General features: G+C 65.5%; 16 protein-coding genes. 11 read left to right on the top strand and 5 right to left on the bottom strand.

Annotation, left to right across the window (positions count from 1 at the left end; genetic code table 11):
• Window positions 1–2 precede the first annotated feature (2 nt).
• Window positions 3–1,010, top strand: coding sequence for a glycosyltransferase family 2 protein (locus WG901_RS14180; protein ID WP_339587748.1), 1,008 nt, complete (start codon window positions 3–5; stop codon window positions 1,008–1,010).
• Window positions 1,011–1,019: 9 nt separating this feature from the next.
• Here the strand turns inward: WG901_RS14180 and WG901_RS14175 are convergent, their stop codons facing one another.
• The 3 genes from WG901_RS14175 to galE form a co-directional block, all read right to left on the bottom strand.
• On the bottom strand, window positions 1,020–1,544 hold the full coding sequence (locus WG901_RS14175; RefSeq protein ID WP_339587747.1) for a glycine cleavage system transcriptional repressor: 525 nt from the start codon (window positions 1,542–1,544) through the stop codon (window positions 1,020–1,022).
• A 69-nt stretch (window positions 1,545–1,613) separates the two neighbouring features.
• Complete coding sequence (locus tag WG901_RS14170; protein ID WP_339587746.1) at window positions 1,614–2,936, bottom strand: amidohydrolase family protein; 1,323 nt, start codon at window positions 2,934–2,936, stop codon at window positions 1,614–1,616.
• A gap of 127 nt (window positions 2,937–3,063) precedes the next feature.
• Window positions 3,064–4,062, bottom strand: a complete 999-nt coding sequence (galE, locus tag WG901_RS14165) for a UDP-glucose 4-epimerase GalE (RefSeq protein WP_339587745.1) — start codon at window positions 4,060–4,062, stop codon at window positions 3,064–3,066.
• 231 nt (window positions 4,063–4,293) lie between these two features.
• Between galE and WG901_RS14160 the strand changes: the two genes are divergently transcribed.
• The 4 genes from WG901_RS14160 to WG901_RS14145 all read left to right on the top strand — a co-directional run bounded on the left by WG901_RS14160 (window position 4,294) and on the right by WG901_RS14145 (window position 7,779).
• Window positions 4,294–4,485 carry a hypothetical protein gene (locus WG901_RS14160; RefSeq protein ID WP_339587744.1) on the top strand — a complete coding sequence of 64 codons (192 nt, stop codon included), beginning with the start codon at window positions 4,294–4,296 and terminating at the stop codon, window positions 4,483–4,485.
• Between the two features lie 118 nt (window positions 4,486–4,603).
• Window positions 4,604–4,861 carry a hypothetical protein gene (locus WG901_RS14155; RefSeq protein WP_339587743.1) on the top strand — a complete coding sequence of 86 codons (258 nt, stop codon included), beginning with the start codon at window positions 4,604–4,606 and terminating at the stop codon, window positions 4,859–4,861.
• A gap of 318 nt (window positions 4,862–5,179) precedes the next feature.
• Complete coding sequence (locus WG901_RS14150) at window positions 5,180–6,460, top strand: exopolysaccharide biosynthesis polyprenyl glycosylphosphotransferase (RefSeq protein ID WP_339587742.1); 1,281 nt, start codon at window positions 5,180–5,182, stop codon at window positions 6,458–6,460.
• Window positions 6,461–6,690: 230 nt separating this feature from the next.
• Entirely contained in the window at window positions 6,691–7,779 is a 1,089-nt protein-coding gene (locus WG901_RS14145; RefSeq protein WP_339587741.1) for a cell wall hydrolase, read from the top strand.
• Here WG901_RS14145 and WG901_RS14140 read toward each other — a convergent pair.
• Window positions 7,776–8,906 (bottom strand): glycosyltransferase family 4 protein, encoded by a 1,131-nt coding sequence (locus WG901_RS14140; protein ID WP_339587740.1) that lies wholly within the window; start codon window positions 8,904–8,906, stop codon window positions 7,776–7,778. The genes WG901_RS14145 and WG901_RS14140 overlap by 4 nt on opposite strands.
• An 8-nt stretch (window positions 8,907–8,914) precedes the next feature.
• The gene (locus tag WG901_RS14135) at window positions 8,915–10,036 is read right to left on the bottom strand and encodes a glycosyltransferase (RefSeq protein WP_339587739.1); all 1,122 of its coding nucleotides are present in this window, start codon (window positions 10,034–10,036) and stop codon (window positions 8,915–8,917) included.
• A gap of 195 nt (window positions 10,037–10,231) precedes the next feature.
• Here WG901_RS14135 and WG901_RS14130 point away from each other — a divergent pair, with 195 nt between their 5' ends.
• Genes WG901_RS14130 through WG901_RS14105 form a run of 6 tightly spaced genes read left to right on the top strand, consistent with a single transcriptional unit; the run spans window position 10,232 to window position 16,584 of the window.
• Window positions 10,232–11,512, top strand: coding sequence for a lipopolysaccharide biosynthesis protein (locus WG901_RS14130; RefSeq protein ID WP_339587738.1), 1,281 nt, complete (start codon window positions 10,232–10,234; stop codon window positions 11,510–11,512).
• On the top strand, window positions 11,509–12,561 hold the full coding sequence (locus WG901_RS14125; RefSeq protein WP_339587737.1) for a glycosyltransferase family 4 protein: 1,053 nt from the start codon (window positions 11,509–11,511) through the stop codon (window positions 12,559–12,561). Before WG901_RS14130 ends, WG901_RS14125 begins: the two co-directional genes overlap by 4 nt.
• 58 nt (window positions 12,562–12,619) lie before the next feature.
• The gene (locus WG901_RS14120) at window positions 12,620–13,705 is read left to right on the top strand and encodes a glycosyltransferase family 4 protein (protein WP_339587736.1); all 1,086 of its coding nucleotides are present in this window, start codon (window positions 12,620–12,622) and stop codon (window positions 13,703–13,705) included.
• On the top strand, window positions 13,705–14,295 hold the full coding sequence (gene epsC / locus WG901_RS14115; RefSeq protein ID WP_339587735.1) for a serine O-acetyltransferase EpsC: 591 nt from the start codon (window positions 13,705–13,707) through the stop codon (window positions 14,293–14,295). Before WG901_RS14120 ends, epsC begins: the two co-directional genes overlap by 1 nt.
• A gap of 16 nt (window positions 14,296–14,311) precedes the next feature.
• A complete protein-coding gene (locus tag WG901_RS14110) occupies window positions 14,312–15,562 on the top strand; it encodes a glycosyltransferase family 4 protein (RefSeq protein ID WP_339587734.1) in 1,251 nt (416 codons plus the stop codon).
• On the top strand, window positions 15,559–16,584 hold the full coding sequence (locus tag WG901_RS14105; protein WP_339587733.1) for a polysaccharide pyruvyl transferase family protein: 1,026 nt from the start codon (window positions 15,559–15,561) through the stop codon (window positions 16,582–16,584). Before WG901_RS14110 ends, WG901_RS14105 begins: the two co-directional genes overlap by 4 nt.
• Window positions 16,585–16,607: the final 23 nt, after the last annotated feature.

Genomic DNA, 16,607 nt, shown 5'->3' with positions numbered 1-16,607 from the left:
CGATGACGATCGCCGCCACGCTCATCGCCCGCAACGAGGCGCGCTGCATCGCGCGTTGTCTCGACAGCGTGCGGCCTTTCGTCGACCGCCTGTTCGTGCTCGATACCGGTTCGACCGACGGCACGCCCGAACTCGCGCGCCAGGCCGGCGCCGAGGTCCAGCACTTTTCCTGGCCCGACGATTTCTCGGTGGCCCGCAACCGCGCGATCAAGCTCGCCGATGCCGACTGGCACCTGATCATCGACGCCGACGAGCATATCGAAAGCGGCGGCGAACTGCTGCGCCCCTGGTGCGCTACCGGGCCGCGGCTCGGCCGCGTCCTGATCAACCACGCGTTCGACGACAATGCGGCCGGAGCGGTTACGGTGTCGCGGTCCTGGTCGACGCGCGTGATCCCGCGCGGCGCCCGTTTCGAGGGCCGCGTCCACGAACAGGTTGCCTCGGCGCTACCGCGCGAACGGCTCGAGATCCATCTCGGCCACGACGGTTTCCGCGACGCCCAGCTCGCGACCAAGCAGGACCGCAACCGCACCCTGCTGCTGCGCGACATCGCCGAGCGGCCCGACGACGAATATGTCGCCTACCAGCTCGGTGTCGAAGCCGAGGGCCGCGACGAGTACGTCCAGGCCTGCGACTGGTACGAGAAGGCGCTGGCCGCGACACCGCCCAGCGCGACCTGGTTCCACGACCTGCTGATCCGCCTGCTCCACAGCCTCGGCCAGGCCGGGCGCGTCGACGATGGGCTGGCGCTCGCGCAGGGTCAGATGGAGGCGATGCACGAATCGCCCGATTTCTATTTCGTCGTCGGCAATCTCGCGCTCGACCGCGCGATGCTCGATCCCGCCGATGCGCTCGACCACTGGCTGCCACTCGCGGTGACCTGCTGGGAGCGCTGTCTGGAGATCGGCGAGAAGCCCCAACTCGAGGGCAGCGTCGCCGGACGCGGCAGCCATCTCGCGCAGCACAACATCGACACGGTCAGGGCTCAGCTGGCGCTGATGGGGCGCTGAAGCCGGCGCTCAGGCCTCGGCCGGCTTGATCGTGAAATCGACCATGATCTCGCCCGAAATCGCTTCGAGCGCGTCCTGCACAGCTTCGGGCGCGGTTCCGGCCGGCACGGTCAGCCGCGCGGTGGCGCGGAACAGACGCTCGGCCGACATCGAGCCGATCTCGGTGCGCGTGGTGAAATCCTCGATGTTGACGCCGAGACCGGCGAGCACCGCCGTCACCTCGTGAACGATACCCGGCCGGTCCTGACCGACGAGTTCGAACCACAGCGGCCGCCCTTCGACCACCACTTCGCCACCCGTCGGCACGATCGCGACGTGCAGTCCGCCGGCGTTGAGCCGCGCGACCGCCGCCTCGAGTTCGCCGGTCCGCGCGGCGTCGAGCTCGACGAGAATAGCGCCGACATATTTGCCGCCGAGATGGCTGAGCTGGCTTTCGAGCCAGTTGCCGCCGGCGCTGAGCACGGCTTCGGCGAGGCCCTGGGTCAGGCCGGGGCGATCGCCGCCGACCGCGGAAAGGATCACGCTCGTCTTCATGCCCAGCGACTTACGCCCTTCCGCCGGAGAGGGGAAGCGGCCCGGCCGAAACCGGGCCGCGAATCCCGATCAGGCGTCGGCCGGTTCGGCGTGACGCGTGAACATGGCCATGACGTCGCCCGAGGTCACCGGGCGAACCTCGCCAACCGTGACCGGACGCTCGCCGCTCTGCGACTTGATCGAGACATCGACGCCCTTGGCCGCAGCCTTGGCACGCAGCGCGCCGACGTTGAGCGTCTCGCGCGTGTTCTCCTTGAAAGGATTGAACCTGAACTCGCGCATGGCGTTGCGGTGGGTGATCAGGTCGATCGCCTCGTCGCTGAGGTGCTGGACCGACTTCCACAGCACTTCGGGAGCGTGGGGCCAGGGCGTGTCCGAGTGCGGGTAGTCGGTCTCGAACATCACGCGATCCTCGCCGATGAGGTCGAGATTGCGCAGGCCATAAGCGTCGTCGATGAAGCACGAGGTGAAGTTGCGACGGAACACCTCGCTGGGCTTCATGTCGCCGAAATAGGTGTTCGAATGGGTCCAGGCGCCGTGTTGTTCGTGGCTGTAGTCGGCGCGTTCAGTCAGATAGGGGATCCAGCCGATGCCGCTTTCGGACAGCGCCACCTTCATCGTCGGATAGCGGTGCAGCGCGGCCAGGTTCATCCAGTCGGCGGCACCGAAGGCCACGGCCATCGGCATCGTCGCGATATTGACCTCGATCGGCGATTCCATCGACGGATGCGGACTGACGTTGCCGCAGCCGATGTGCAGGCAGACCGTGGTGTCGTTGTCCACCAAGGCCTTCCAGAACGGCTCCCAATGGTCGCTATGGACGCTGGGCAGGCCGCGCTTGGTCGGGTTGTCGTTGAACACCACGGCGTGGCAGCCCTTGGCGGCCAGGCGCTTGACCTCGTCGGCCATCAGCTGCGGGTCCCACAGCGGCAGCAGGCCGAGCGGGATGAAGCGATCGGGATAGGCGCCGCACCACTCGTCGATGTGCCAGTCGTTGTAGGCGCGCAGGTGGGTCAGCGACTGCTTCTTGTCGGGCGCCTGCAGATAGACGCCGCCGTCCATCTGCGCGAGGCTCGAAAAGTTCATCGAGGCGGCGATGCCGCCGACGTCCATGTCGTCGATGCGCGCATGAACGTCGTAGCAGCCCTTGCGCAGCTGGTTGAGGTTGGTCGGCTCGAAGCCATATTCCTCGCGCGGACGGCCGACCACGGCATTGAGCGCAACCGAGCCCATCTGCATACCCTGGTATTCCCAGTAGTTCGAGCCGTTCTCACGCTCGCGCAGCTTGGGTGCCGTGGCATAGTCCTCGCCCGAGAGCTGGTTGTCGAAAACTTCTGCCGGTTCGGTGATGTGATCGTCGACGCTGATCAGCACCATGTCTTCCATTTTCATCGCAGGCACTCCCGGTCATCTCTTAATTGGATGACGCAGGTCTGCGCTAAGAGAACGGTCAGATCAACGGCAATCGAAGCGCGGTCGACGGCATCGCCCGGGCGGGATCACCGGCGCGCAGGCGATATCAGGCGCGTTCGGACAGTCGGCGCTCCCAGGCCAGGGCATGTTCGACGATCGTATCGAGATCCGCGTGCTGCGGCACCCAGGGCAGGGTCGCGCGAATCTGCGTGTTGTCGGCGATCAGGCTGTCGGGATCGCCGGCGCGGCGTGGGCCGATCTGGCGCTCGATGGTTTGTCCGGTGACGCGGTCGACCGCATCGAGCACTTCGAGCACCGAGAAGCCGCGGCCATAGCCGCAATTCATCGTCAGCGAGCGCGCAGGCTCTGCGATCAACGCGCCGAGCGCAAGGACGTGAGCGGCCGCGAGGTCCGAAACGTGGATGTAGTCGCGCACGCCGGTGCCGTCGGGCGTGGCATAGTCGCTGCCGAACACGCCGACGTGCGAGCGTTTGCCCAGCGCCGCCTCGACCGCGACCTTGATCAAGTGAGTCGCGCCCGCTGTCGATTGCCCACTGCGTGCCAGTGGATCGGCACCGGCGACGTTGAAATAGCGCAAGGCGCAGAAGTTGAGCGGATGCGCGGCGGCGGTATCGGCGAGCATCATCTCGGTCATCAGCTTCGACATGCCATAGGGATTGATCGGCAGCTTGGGCGACGCCTCGGTCACGGGGGAGACTTCTGGGATGCCATAGGTCGCCGCGGTCGAACTGAAGATGAAGTGCGGCACCCCCGCTGCCACCGCGGCGGCGAGCAGGCTGCGGCTCTTGGCGGTGTTGTTGTGATAATATTTGAGCGGGTTCTCGACAGATTCGGGCACGATGATCGAACCGGCGAAATGCATGATCGCGCGGGTGCCCTGCTCGGCGAAAATCCGCGCGAGCAGATCGGCGTCCTCGATGTCGCCTTCGTAGAAGGCCACGCCCTCGGGCACGGCCCACCGAAAACCGGTCGACAGGTTGTCGATCACGGCGACGGGCCAGCCGGCGTCGGTCAGCGCAAGGACGGCATGGCTGCCGATATAACCGGCGCCGCCGGTGACGAGTACGGGGATCTTTTCGCTCATGCCTGCGACTTAGCACAGCAGCACGACGCGAAAACAAGCCCCTCTCGCACCGCGACGCAACATCCGCCCGGCTCGACGAATTCGCCCAGCCTTGTCTGGTCGCAACCGTGGCGCCGCCTGCGACGAGGCGCCCCATCGCCGCGATAAGGCGATTTTAACCACAGACCTCCACCGAAGCGCGACGTTTGGCCGGTATCAGGCGGCGAGGTCATCGCATTGCCGAGGAACATCATGAGCGCCCAAGACAAGATTGCCGTAGCCATCGCGGAGGCCGGTCGTGCGCGGCGGGGAGCCATGGTCGCCACGGCTGGGCGTACGGTCGAGCTCCCGCTTAAGGAACAGCTTATCCAAGCCGTCTCTCGCGGCGCAGGCATCGTCGCGTTGCTCGGCACGGTCACTCTGCTGGGCTGGCTCGCGATCTAACCCCGCTTTGACGGCACCTGTGCCAAGCCGGGGCCGACGAACCGTGCATTTTCAATGGTCAGCTGTGCGCTTTTCGGCTATTTGCGGCTGATAGTCCCGATTGCGGGATTCGGGATGCATGGAAGGGTTGGGCATGGTGCAGCGTGATCTGCACGGCGGCGACGCATTGCCGTCCGACGATACGATGGCAGAAGGTTCGGCAAACCGCGACGTCCCGACCCCGGGCGTCTTTGCGAAGCCTTCCCGAACGCCGCCGCCCCCCGCCGAGAAGCCGCCGCTCGAACAGGCCGAAGCCGTCGTTCAATTCGTGTCGCGTGCCGCCGGGCCGCTGGCCATGATCGGCGTCCTCATCGGGCTCTATTTCCTGATATTCTGACCGGTCTCGCCGCTGCAGGCGTTTAACGAGTCGACCAGCTTCGTTCATCTGGGCGTCAGGAAGCCTGCGCTCACTTGTGCCCTTACTGCGGACAACCCGAGTGGTCGGGTCCTAGCATTCGCGTCCCGAGCGAGCTAATCTCGCTGCACTGCACAAATTGCAGTTTCTACGGGTCGAGACAATCGCGGAGCTACTGTGACGGTTCAGCATCACATTGAGATCGACGCAGACGCCTTGGCGGCGATCCCCAATCGCGCCGGAGGCCTGTCGAAGAAGACGTTGCGGCTAAAGCTCTACATAGAGTTATTTGCGCTCGACATGTTTCTTCTCATCGCCGCGCCCCTGGTTCCGAACATAATCGCATCGGCCGCAGGGTTTCCATCCAGCAATTTCTACAGCTCTACCGCGATCTTCTTGATCTATGCGATCCTGTCGATGCTCCGTGGCGGGTATTCGATCGAGACGCTCGGCAGCAGCCTGTGCGCGGTGCGGGACGGCCTTATCTCGCTTTCGATGTCGCTATTGATCATCCTGACGGTTGCCTTCTTCTTCAAGGACAGCAGCGAGATATCGCGGCTGAACTTCGGCATTGCCGCGGTGACGAGCACGGTGTTCCTGGTGATCGGGCGCGGCCTTTTCCCGATTTACGCCCGGCGAGCAGCGAACGGCACTCTCATCGACGAACTCATCATCGTCCATGGCAAGTCCCCGAGCATCGAGCGCAAGGGTGCGATCATCCTTGATGCCGACCGCGCCAATCTGATCCCCGATCTTCACGATCCCTATACGATGCACCTGTTCGGCACGGTCGTTTCCGCGTTCGATCGCGTGCTGATCGACAGCCAGCCCGAACATCACCGCGCCTGGTCGCTCATGCTCAAGGGCGCGAACATCAACGGCGAGATCTTCGTCGAGCAGGCGAACCACCTGGGCGCCATCGGCATGGGCAAGTTCCACGGCCAGGACACGCTCCAGGTCGCGCGCCAGCCGCTGAGCCTCGCGCACCGCATGCAGAAGCGCATGCTCGACATCGCCGTGACCGTACCGATGATCATCGCGCTGTTCGTGCCCATGGTTCTCGTGGCTATCGCCATCAAGATCGATTCCCCCGGCCCGATCTTCTTCCGCCAGCAGCGCGTCGGACGCAGCAACCGCCTGTTCGAAGTGCTCAAGTTCCGCAGCATGAAGGTCGAGAGCTGCGACGCCTCGGGCAATCGTTCGACTGCGCGCGACGACGATCGCATCACCCGGCTCGGCCGCTTCATCCGCGCCACCAGCATCGACGAATTGCCGCAGCTGCTCAACGTGCTGCTCGGCGACATGAGCCTCGTCGGCCCGAGGCCGCACGCGCTGGGCTCGCTCGCCGGCGAGAAGCTGTTCTGGCAGGTGGACGAGACCTATTGGCTGCGCCACCAGCTCAAGCCGGGGATCACCGGTCTGGCACAGGTCCGCGGCCTGCGCGGCAACACTGTCACCACGTCGGATCTCACCGACCGCCTCCATGCCGACATGGAATATATCCAGGGCTGGAACATCTGGCGCGACGTCGCGATCCTGGTCAACACGGCGCGGGTGGTCTGGCACCCGAACGCCTACTGAGCGGGCGCAGGGCCTCACGGCCCCGATCGATGGCGCAGGCCACAACCCTCTCCCGCCCCACGTTCGCGCCGCCCGCGGGAGACTCCGCCGGGAAACGACCCGGCTTCGCGGCCTCGTCGTCGTCCCGGCCGGTGTTGGACCGGCAATGGCGCAAAGGATCGCGTCGGGGACCATGGATCGTCCTGGCTCTCGTTCTGTCGGCACTCGTCGGCACCGCGCTGTATCTGACGATGCCCGACCGAACCGGGATCTCGGCACGAGGCGCTGGCCCAACGGCCACCGTTTCGACCAAGGCCCCGCCCCTGCTTCCTCCCGTCGAGACGCTCGAAATCCTGCCGATCGGCCCCGACGCGGCACGCGCGCAGAACGAGCGCCAGCCTTTTGCCACCGGCCCCATCGCCCTGGCGCGGCCTTTCGTGTTTCGCGGCGATGCCCAGGCGCGCTCGCGCGCGCGCGACTGCCTGGCGGCCGGAGCTTGGTACGAGGCCGGCAACGATGCGATCGGCCAGAGCAGCGTCGTCCAAGTCATCCTCAACCGCGCCCGGCATCCGGCCTTCCCTGCCGATATCTGCTCGACCGTCTTTCAGGGTTCGGAACGCAGGACGGGCTGCCAGTTCTCGTTCACCTGCGATGGCTCGATGGCGCGCCGGCGGCCTTCGCCCGCGCAATGGATCAAGGCCCAGGCACTTGCCGAAAACGCGCTGTCGGGCTTCGTCGACCCGCGCGTCGGCGTTGCCACGCACTATCACACCGACTGGGTCGTGGCGAAGTGGAGCCCGAAGATGGAAAAGCTGACCCAGGTCGGCACCCACCTCTTCTTCCGCTGGCCCGGCAGCTTCGGCCGGCCGCAGGCCTTCGCGCGCCACACTTTCGCGGTCGAGGCCTCCGAACCGCTGATGGCCGCACTCTCGCCGGCGCATGCCTCTGGTTCGGCTCCGCAGGTTGCAGGCCTCGCAGCGGTTCCGACACCCGCCAGCCGGGAAGCGACCGACTATGCGGCACAAGGGAAAAACTTCCCCAAGGACGTCGGCTCGGGCACGCGGGCCCTGGCGAGCCACAGCGTCGTTCGGCGTGACCCGGCCGGCGGAAAGTTCGTCATGCGGGTATCGGGCTCGGCCGGCGCGAGCAGCTATGCACTAAGCGCGCTGGCGCTCTGCCGCGGCCTCGCAACGTGCGAAGTCCTGGCCACGCGCGATGCCTCCGCCGGTACCGCCAGCACCGCGCTCGCATTCCGCTATCGCCGGATCGCCGGGGGTGATGAGACTGCGCAATGGGACTGCAAGGTATCGCCACGACCCAATACGAGTCAGTGCCTCTAGGGCCGCCCGGCGATCAGTAGCCGATCGTAGAGCCCGTCGATCTCGGCGACGAGGCGTTCGGCGGTGTAGTTCAACAGGAAGTGTTCGTAGGCGCGATCGCGATAGTCGGCGAGCTGCTCCTGCGTCACCTCGCCCAGGAAGCGCCGCAGTGCGAGGACGTTGTCCGAAGGGAACATGAAACCGTAGAGACCGCTTTCGAGAATCTCGTTCAATCCGCCTACCGCCGACCCGGCGACGGGAAGTTTGCAGCGCATGGCCTCCACCGCGACGAGGCCGAAACCTTCCCAGCGTGAGGGAATGACGAGCACGTCGGCGCTGAGCATCTGCGCCGTGACCTCCTCGCGGCTCATCCATCCCAGGAAGCTGGCGCCGGGCCTTTCAGCCACTGCCGGCGAGCGCGGATCGACGACATGATCGCCGACCGCGCGGATGCAGACGCGATCGACCAGCGGCTCGGCCGCCTCGAGCAGGACATCCAGCCCCTTCTGCCGATCGAAGCGCCCGACGAACAACAGCTTGAGCCGGTCGTCGTCCCAGTCGGCCGGCGCGACCGCGGGCGGCGTCTGCGTGATGCCGTTCAGGATCGTGCTGATCTTCTGCTGGTCGATCCCGATTTCCAGCCCGCGGTCATATTCGTACTGCGAGATTGCGATGATGTGATCGGCGCGGCGCGACAGCACCCGCTCGAGCATGGCGAACAGCTTGCGCATCGTCGGGCGCTTCGACATCTCGAAGGTCCAGCCATGCGCACAATAGACGAGGACACCCTTGCTGGGTCGGGGAAAGAGGCGCGTCACCAGGCCCGCGCCCGTCGAATGCGCGTGAACGACATCGGGACGATGCCGGTTCCAGACTTCCCGGTAGCGCAAAGAAAGGTTGGCGAGCCCGCGATAGCGCCCGGGACGCCTGAAGAATTCCAGCGTCACCGCCGAATTGCGCAGGTCGGGCTCGAGATAGTGCTCGTGATCCTGCGGGATGAACAGGATCACGTTGCCGGCGCCGTAGAGCTCGAGCTGGCGCGTGAGCAGTTCGGTCAGATATGTCCCCGTCCCACCCGCCACCGTGTCGCAGACATGAAGGACCTTCTTGCCCTTCACGCTGGCCGGCGGATCTCTCGTACCGTCCATGGCCTCTCTCATTTTATCGCAGCATGAAACACTTCCAGCGTTCGCGCAGAAACCTTGTCGGCAGTCAGGTTCTCCATGACGTGCACCTTGGCCCTCGCCGCCAGATCGGCGGCCAGCCTGGGATCATCGAGCATCGTCCGCAAACAGTGCGCAAATGAGGCAACGTCGCCCGGCTCCGCGAGCAGGGCGGTCACCCGATCGATCGACACGTCGGTGACGCCCGTCGGCAGGTTGGTCGCGACCACGGGCGCGCCGCAGATCATCGCTTCGACCTGCGAAAGCCCGAAGGCCTCGGTGATCTCGTTCGAGGGAAATGCGAAGACGTCTATCGCGGCGAGCAGGCGCAGCTTCTCGCGATGCGAGATCCGCCCGAGAAAGTGCACGCGGTCGGTGATGTTCAGTTCGCGCGCGATGCGCTGGATCTCGTCGAAGTATTCGCCGGTGCCGCCGATTACGGCATGAACGCCCGGCAGTGTGACCAAGGCGCGAAGCAGGACTCCCAGGCCCTTGTAGCGTGCGATCCGGCCGACGAAGCCGACCAGCGGCGCATCGCCCGACAGTTCGCGGCGCCAGGCCTTCGCCTCTCCGATCAGTTCGGCATCGAGCACGTATTCCTCCGGCTTGATGCCGAGCGGAACGACCTGGTAGTTCGCCTGTCGCGGCAGATCGCGCGACACGTCGAGGTTTTTCTTGGACGTCACGATGACGGTCTCGGCCCGGCGTATCAGATGCCGCACGAAGGGCAACGACAGCGCCCGCAGGAGCTTGCGACCGAAGATTTCCATGTGGTGTATCACCACCACCGGCGGAACCTTCTGGCCCAGCCCGCGCATCAGGAACAGCGCCGTGGTGAACGGGTTCGGGGAGTGGAAATTGATCAGGTCGTAGTCGGCGAAGCGGACCTCGCGGAACATACCGAACGAGATGGGCTGGCCTTTTAAAAAGAAGTTCTGGTTGCGCCGGATTACCGTAACGCCATTTAAAACCTCCTTCGACTCTCCCGCTTCATGGTTATTAACCAAAACCGTCACATCATGATATCGAGCAGAATATTCAGCAACTATCTGGGTAACTTCTTCAATTCCACCCCTGAACGGGCTATAGAACTTACCAACGATCAATATCTTCATAGAAGATTGCCCGATCTTCAATCAACAATGTTTATGCTGCATTGCACCATGGGGCGTTATACAATAGGAACGGCTCTCGCAAGCCGGCGTGCGGTACGTTGACGCAGGCTATCGGCGGATGCCCCGCCGAGGGGTTGAGAAGGAGCCACGCATGGCAGAGAAAGCCCCGGCATGATAACATCGCGCCTTCGCCGATTGGCCACAGGGGGAGGTCTCAACCTCGTCCTGCGTGCAGCCACCCTGGCATTCCGCTTCGGCCTTTCGTTCTACGTCGTAAGCTACCTTGGGCTGCAATCCGCGGGCATCTACGGCCTGCTGCTCGGCGCTGTGGGCGTCGCGCCGGCGCTGATCGGCTGGGGACTCAACTATTTCGTGGCGCGCGAGGTCGTCGGCCGCACGCCCGACGACGCCGCCCGCCTGGTCAAGACCCGGCTGACGGTAACCTTCGTTTCGCTGAGCCTGCTGACGATCCTGGCCGCGGTGGGCGCGGCCTCCATGGGAATCGAATGGCACCCGCTCTGGCTGCTGGTCCTGGCGCTGATCTGGCTCGAGACGCTCGCGCTCGATCTCTACCTGCCACTGATCGGGCTCGAGCTGGCGACCCAGGCCAATGTCGTGGTCTTCGTGCGCTCGGCGCTCTGGGTGCCGATCGCGGTGGCCGCAGGCATGGCCTGGCCCGCGTGGCGCTCGCTCGACGCGCTCTGCGCCTTCTGGATCGGCGGCCACCTGCTGAGCTTGGCACTGATGGCCCGCTTCCTGCGCGAATGGCCTGTCTGGGCGCGGCTCGCCGAGCCGATCGACCGCGGCTGGATCCGTGATCGCCTCGGCCGCTCTTGGTACATCTACCTCAGCGACCTGGGCATCGTCGGGCTGATCTATCTCGACCGCTACATGGTCTCGGGCCTGCTCGGCCTGACCGCGACGGGCATCTACACCTTCTATTGGTCGCTCGCGAACGCGCTGCAGACCCTGATGCAGGCCTCGGTGGTCCAACTGGCGCTGCCACGTCTGGTCAAGGCCTATGGTCAGCGCGACATGGGTCTTTGGGCCCGGCTGGTGAAGAGCGAGCTGCTCAAGGCGATCGTCGTCGCGTTCGGCTTGGCGGCGCTGATGTTCGTGGCGATGGAGCTGGTCTTCCTGTTCGACAAGAGCGGCCATTTCCCACGCGAGCGCGAACTGTTCGGCTGCCTGCTGCTGGCCTCGGTGCTGCGCGCGGGATCGGACCTGCTCAACGTGTGCATCACCAGCAGCGGGCGCGATCGCTACTACGCGGCGAGCAACGTCGCGGGCGTGTTTCTGTCGCTGGCCTGCGCCTTTGTCGGCATTTCGCTGTTCGGCCTGATCGGCAGCGGCCTGGGCGCGGCGGCGACCGCGGCGATCCTGATCGTGTCGCGGCTGATCCATCTGCGCGGCATCGTGCGGAGCGAAGCCGGCGCGGGCGAACCGCTGCCCATGCCGGCGCGGAGCGAGGCGTGATCTATATCAACGGGCGGTTCCTCACCCGCACCGTAACCGGCGTCGAGCGCTTCGCGATCGAGATCGTTCGGGCGCTCGACGCCACGCCCCGCGCCGAGACTTTCTGCCTGCTGGCACCGCGCGACGTCGCGCGCCCGGACTGGCTGCAGAACATGGGGTTCGCCACGGTCGGCCGATTGAACGGACATGCCTGGGAACAGATCGAATTGCTCGCGGCAGCACGCAGCGGCACGCTGCTCAACCTCTGCAATTCGGGGCCGGTGCTCCACCCTCGCTCGCTCGTGGTGCTCCACGACGGCTGGGTGTTCCGCCACCCCGACCACTTCTCGCGCGCCTATCGGCTGTTCCATCAGACGCTCGACCGCGTGCTGGCGAGGCGTGCACAGATCGCCTCGGTATCGCAATTTTCCCGGGGCGAACTCGCCGCGATCCTAGCGCTCGATCCAGCCCATGTCGCGGTGATCCCGAACGCCGCCAATCACCTCGATCGCATCGCCCCCGATCCTGCGATAGCCGCAAGACTGGACCTCGCCGGCGCGCGCTATCTGCTGATGGTCGGGTCTTTCGCGCCTAACAAGAACATCCCGATGGCGATCCGCGCCTTCCTCGACTGCGCGAAGCCCGACGAGCGGCTAGTCATCGTCGGCGCCAAGGTGGGGGTCTTCGCCAACGACACGCCGCACGATCTGCCAGGCAAGGTCGTCCTCGCCGGCCGCGTCACCGACAGCGAGCTGCTGACGCTCTACAAGGGGGCGCAGGCGCTCGTCTTCCCGAGCATCTACGAAGGTTTCGGCATCCCGCCGCTCGAGGCGATGCATCTGGGAATACCGGTGCTCGCGAGCCATATTCCCGTCGTTCGCGAAGTCTGCGGCGAGGCCGCGCTCTATTTCGATCCGCACGACCAGCGCGCGATCGCCGAGTCCATGCGTCGGGTGCTCGACGACGATAGCCTGCACGCCAGATTAACGGCCGCGGCCCGCCTTCGGGCTACCGGCTATTCATGGCAGGTCAGCGCAAATCGGCTGACGGAGCTCACCCGCGCCCTGTAGTGTGCAGTGCAGCATAAATCGTTTGCTGCGCACACTTGGAATCAGGGCGTTCATCTGGATGCATGTCGTTATCAACGGCCGATTTTTGACCCAACCGGTCACCGGTGTGCAGCGCTATGCCCACGAGGTGACTCGCGCGCTCGATGACCTGCTCGACGAGCGGAGCGACGTCAGCCTGGAGATTCTCTGTCCTGAACTGAACGGTCCAACACCGATCTATCGCAACATCGCCGTGCGCAGTGTCGGATCGGCTGCGGGCCATGCGTGGGAGCAGATGGTCCTGCCGCGCGCCTTCAAGGGCGATGCACTGTTCTGCCCGGGCAACACCGCGCCGATCGCGTCTCTGCTGGGCAAGCCGCGCGTCGTCGTCTGCGTGCACGACCTCTCCTATCTCTATTTTCCGACCGCCTACAGCCTGCCATTCCGCGCGGTCTACAACGTCCTGACGCCAACGATCTTCCGTCACGCGGACCACGTCATTACCGTCTCCAATTCGGAGCGAACCGCCATAACCGCGCGCTATCCGCACATTACGCCGCGGATCACGGCGGTCCAGAACGGCGGCCTTTCGGAAGCGGTCGACACCCATGCCGAAGGCGCCTCGCCCGATCATCCCGCACCCGGCTACGTCCTCTACGTCGGCAGCCTCAGCAAGCGGAAGAATTTCCCGCGAATGTTCGAGGTCGCCTGCGATCTGGCGCGCCGGCGCGGCCAGCGCACGGTCTTCGTCGGCGGCACGGCCGCCTCGCTCGAGCAGTCCGATCTGACGATCGATCCCGACATCGCGGACAAGATCATCTTCGCCGGCCAGATCAACGACACCGACCGCCTCGTGCAGTATTACAAAGGCGCGAGCGTGTTCATGTTTCCCTCGCTCTACGAGGCTTCGCCGCTGCCGCCGATCGAAGCCATGGCCTGCGGCGTGCCCGTGGTTTCCTCGACGATCCCGTCGCTGCTCGAGCGATGCGGCGATGCAGCAATATACTGCGATGCAGAGGACGTCGCCTCGATCGCGAGCCAGGTCGAAGCCCTGCTCGACGATGAAAATCTGGCAAAAAGCATAAGACTGAAGGGGCGAGAGCGAGCCAAGGCGTTCAACTGGCGCAACTGCGCCGAGCGAACCCTTGAATTGATCGTCGGATGATGCACGGCCGCCCCCCGACACCGCCGCGGCCGTCGTTCCGCGCCGCCGTGCGCAGCGACCTGGCGCGCTATGCCGCGGCCGAAGGTCGCAACGTGACCTGGAAGTTCGCGCTGCGCATGATCTTCCTGATGCCGGGCTTCCAGTTCGTGCTGGCGCGCCGCATCCAGGACCGGCTCTACCGCCTGCCGGTGGTCGGCCGCGCCATGGGCCGGGTCTGGTGGTGGTGGACCTGCCGCAGCTTCGGCGCCGAGATCGCCATCGCCGCCAGCGTGGGCCACGGCCTTTACGTGCCCCATCCCTACGGCATCGTCGTCGGCGAATGCGCGATGGGCGACGGCGTGACGATCCTCCAGAACGTCACCATCGGCAAGCGCTCGCGCGCCGCCGGCGGCATCCCGGTGATCGGCGATGGGGTCTACCTGGCCGCGGGTGCCGTGATCGTCGGCGACGTGACGATCGGCCCGAATGCCTCGATCGGTGCCAATGCGGTCGTGCTCAACGACATCCCCGCCGGCGCCACCGCCGTCGGCGCGCCGGCCAAGCCGATGGGCAAGACCGCCGCCAAACCGCTTTCCAACGCCGTCATCTGAAGGACCGACCGCACCCATGCGCATTCTGATGATCTCGTCGCTCTATCCACCCTTCGTCCGCGGGGGGGCCGAGATCTGCGCGCACAACCTGGCCACCTGGCTCGCGGGCGAGGGGCACGAGGTCTCGGTGCTGACCACGACGCCCGATCCCGCACAGGAAACCTGGGGCGCGATCGAAGACGGCTGCCGGATCTACCGCGTCTCGCCGCCGCGCGCCTATTCGCCGTTCGACGCGGGCGACGCGCCCGGCTGGAAGAAGCCGCTCTGGCATCTCCAGGACCTGTTCGACCCGCGCAACGTAGCGTTGATGGACCGCGTGCTCGACGACGTGCGCCCGGACTTCGTCAACATCCAGTACATCCAGGGCCTCGGCTACAACGCCATGACCGCGATCGGCCGACGCGGTATCCCGGCGGTGTTCACGCTTCACGACTTGGGGCTGACCTGTGTGCGCATGTCGATGTTCGTCGACGGCAAGGAGTGCAACGGCCTGTGCACGCCCTGCCGCGCCAGCGCCGGGGTGAAGATGCGCTATCTGCGCAGCATGGAGCACCTCGGCTTCATCTCGCCCTCCACCGCCAATCTCCAGAAGCTGCAGAGCTTCCAGCCGGTCGGCGAATATCCGTGCCACCGGGTGCTCAATCCCAACGAGTACCCCAGCCCCACGGTCGGACGCGAAGAGGCCGATACGGTGCGGCTGCTCTATGTCGGGCGGCTCCATTCGTCGAAGGGCGTCCAGGTCCTGCTCGAAGCGCTCGACGGGCTCGACCCCGCGCTCGACTTCACGCTCGACATTCTCGGCTCGGGCCCGGACGAGGCCGAGTGGCGCGCGCGCTATGGCGACAAGCCCTGGGCGCGCTTTGCCGGCCACGTCTCCTTGCAGGACGTCGCGGACCGCATGGAGAACAGCGACCTGCTGCTCGTGCCCTCGATCTGGAACGAGAATTCGCCGGGCGTGATCATCCAGGCGCTGATCCAGGGGCTGCCGGTCATGGGCAGCGACAAGGGCGGCATTCCCGAGCTGGTCCAGCATGGCGAGAACGGCCTGCTGGTCGAGGCCGGAAGCGTCTCCGCCTGGCGTACGGCGATTGCCGGACTGCTCGCCGATCCGGCGCAGCTCGCGCCCCTACGCGCCAATGCCCTCGCCGCCACCGGACGCTTCGCCAAGACCACTCTGAGCCACGAGGCGCTGTCGGTCTTCGAGAAGATTCTGGCAGGCGCGCCCGAAGCGATCCGGGCCCAGCCGCTCGCGGGAGTCCACGCATGAACAGCCAGACCCAGTTCGACAAAGCCTATCCGCTCGATCCGCGCAGCGGCCAGCCGGTGCTCAAGCGGATCACGCTCTACGATTCTTCCTATACGACCGACAATCTCGGCGATCAGATCATCATGAACGCGGTGCACGATCACCTGCGCGAGATCTTTCCGCACGGCTTCTTCACCGGCATCCCGTCGCACGACTATCCGGGCAAGCACGGCATCCAGAAGGCCGCCGAATGCGACCACGCCTTCGTCGGCGGCACCAACATCATCGCCAGTCACTGGCTGCGCTATCACCAGATCAAGCTGTCACTCAGCGACGTGCTGCGCGTGAAGCCGCTGATCCTGATGGGCGTGGGCTGGCACAAGTACCAGCGCGACCCCGACCCGGTAACCAACCGCATCCACCGCCGCCTGTTCGACGGCGAATACCTCCATTCGGTGCGCGACCGCTACACCGACGAGAAGCTCAAGCGTTCGGGCATCGGCAACGTCGTTTACACCGGCTGCCCGACAATGTGGCGGCTGACGCCCGAGCACATGACCACGGTTCCGACCACGCGCGCCGACGAAGTGCTGTTCGCGCTCACCGCCTATCTGCGTAACCCGGTGGCCGATCGGGCGATCCTCGACCTGCTCGTGCGCAGCTATAAGACCGTCCACTTCTGGCCGCAGATGTTCGACGACATGGAATATCTGATCGAGATCGGCAGCGACCACCTGCAGAGCGGCGCGGTCCGCATCGTCAAGCCGAGCCTCGCAGACGTCGCCGACCTGCTGCGCCGCGACAACCTCGACTATGTCGGCCTGCGGCTGCACTGCGGGGTTTTGGCCCTGCAGCACAAGACGCGCGCGCTGATCGTGACAGTCGACAATCGTGCCGTCGAAATCTCGCGCGACACCGGCCTGCCGACGGTCGAGCGCGAAGACCTTTCCAGCATCGAGAGCTGGATCAAGGGCTCCGAGCCGATCGCCCTGTCGCTGCCGTTCGAGGCCATCGCGGCCTGGAAAGGGCAGTTCGACCGATGATGCCCACCGCTCCCGCAAGCCCG

The sequence above is a fragment of the Novosphingobium anseongense genome (genome assembly GCF_037482895.1).
Classification (GTDB): Bacteria; Pseudomonadota; Alphaproteobacteria; order Sphingomonadales; family Sphingomonadaceae; genus Novosphingobium; species Novosphingobium anseongense.
Note: the sequence above shows the minus strand (reverse complement) of the source record. Positions and strands in the feature narration are given on the sequence as shown.

Excerpts from the sequence above, each read along its gene's own strand:
- WG901_RS14140 (WP_339587740.1), bottom strand. The coding sequence starts at position 8,906 with ATGGACGGTACGAGAGATCCGCCGGCCAGCGTGAAGGGCAAGAAGGTC.
- galE (WP_339587745.1), bottom strand. The coding sequence starts at position 4,062 with ATGAGCGAAAAGATCCCCGTACTCGTCACCGGCGGCGCCGGTTATATC.
- epsC (WP_339587735.1), top strand. The coding sequence starts at position 13,705 with ATGCACGGCCGCCCCCCGACACCGCCGCGGCCGTCGTTCCGCGCCGCC.
- WG901_RS14170 (WP_339587746.1), bottom strand. The coding sequence starts at position 2,936 with ATGAAAATGGAAGACATGGTGCTGATCAGCGTCGACGATCACATCACC.
- WG901_RS14145 (WP_339587741.1), top strand. The coding sequence starts at position 6,691 with ATGCCCGACCGAACCGGGATCTCGGCACGAGGCGCTGGCCCAACGGCC.
- WG901_RS14175 (WP_339587747.1), bottom strand. The coding sequence starts at position 1,544 with ATGAAGACGAGCGTGATCCTTTCCGCGGTCGGCGGCGATCGCCCCGGC.
- WG901_RS14160 (WP_339587744.1), top strand. The coding sequence starts at position 4,294 with ATGAGCGCCCAAGACAAGATTGCCGTAGCCATCGCGGAGGCCGGTCGT.
- WG901_RS14120 (WP_339587736.1), top strand. The coding sequence starts at position 12,620 with ATGCATGTCGTTATCAACGGCCGATTTTTGACCCAACCGGTCACCGGT.
- WG901_RS14135 (WP_339587739.1), bottom strand. The coding sequence starts at position 10,036 with ATGAAGATATTGATCGTTGGTAAGTTCTATAGCCCGTTCAGGGGTGGA.
- WG901_RS14105 (WP_339587733.1), top strand. The coding sequence starts at position 15,559 with ATGAACAGCCAGACCCAGTTCGACAAAGCCTATCCGCTCGATCCGCGC.
- WG901_RS14110 (WP_339587734.1), top strand. The coding sequence starts at position 14,312 with ATGCGCATTCTGATGATCTCGTCGCTCTATCCACCCTTCGTCCGCGGG.
- WG901_RS14155 (WP_339587743.1), top strand. The coding sequence starts at position 4,604 with ATGGAAGGGTTGGGCATGGTGCAGCGTGATCTGCACGGCGGCGACGCA.
- WG901_RS14180 (WP_339587748.1), top strand. The coding sequence starts at position 3 with ATGACGATCGCCGCCACGCTCATCGCCCGCAACGAGGCGCGCTGCATC.
- WG901_RS14150 (WP_339587742.1), top strand. The coding sequence starts at position 5,180 with ATGTTTCTTCTCATCGCCGCGCCCCTGGTTCCGAACATAATCGCATCG.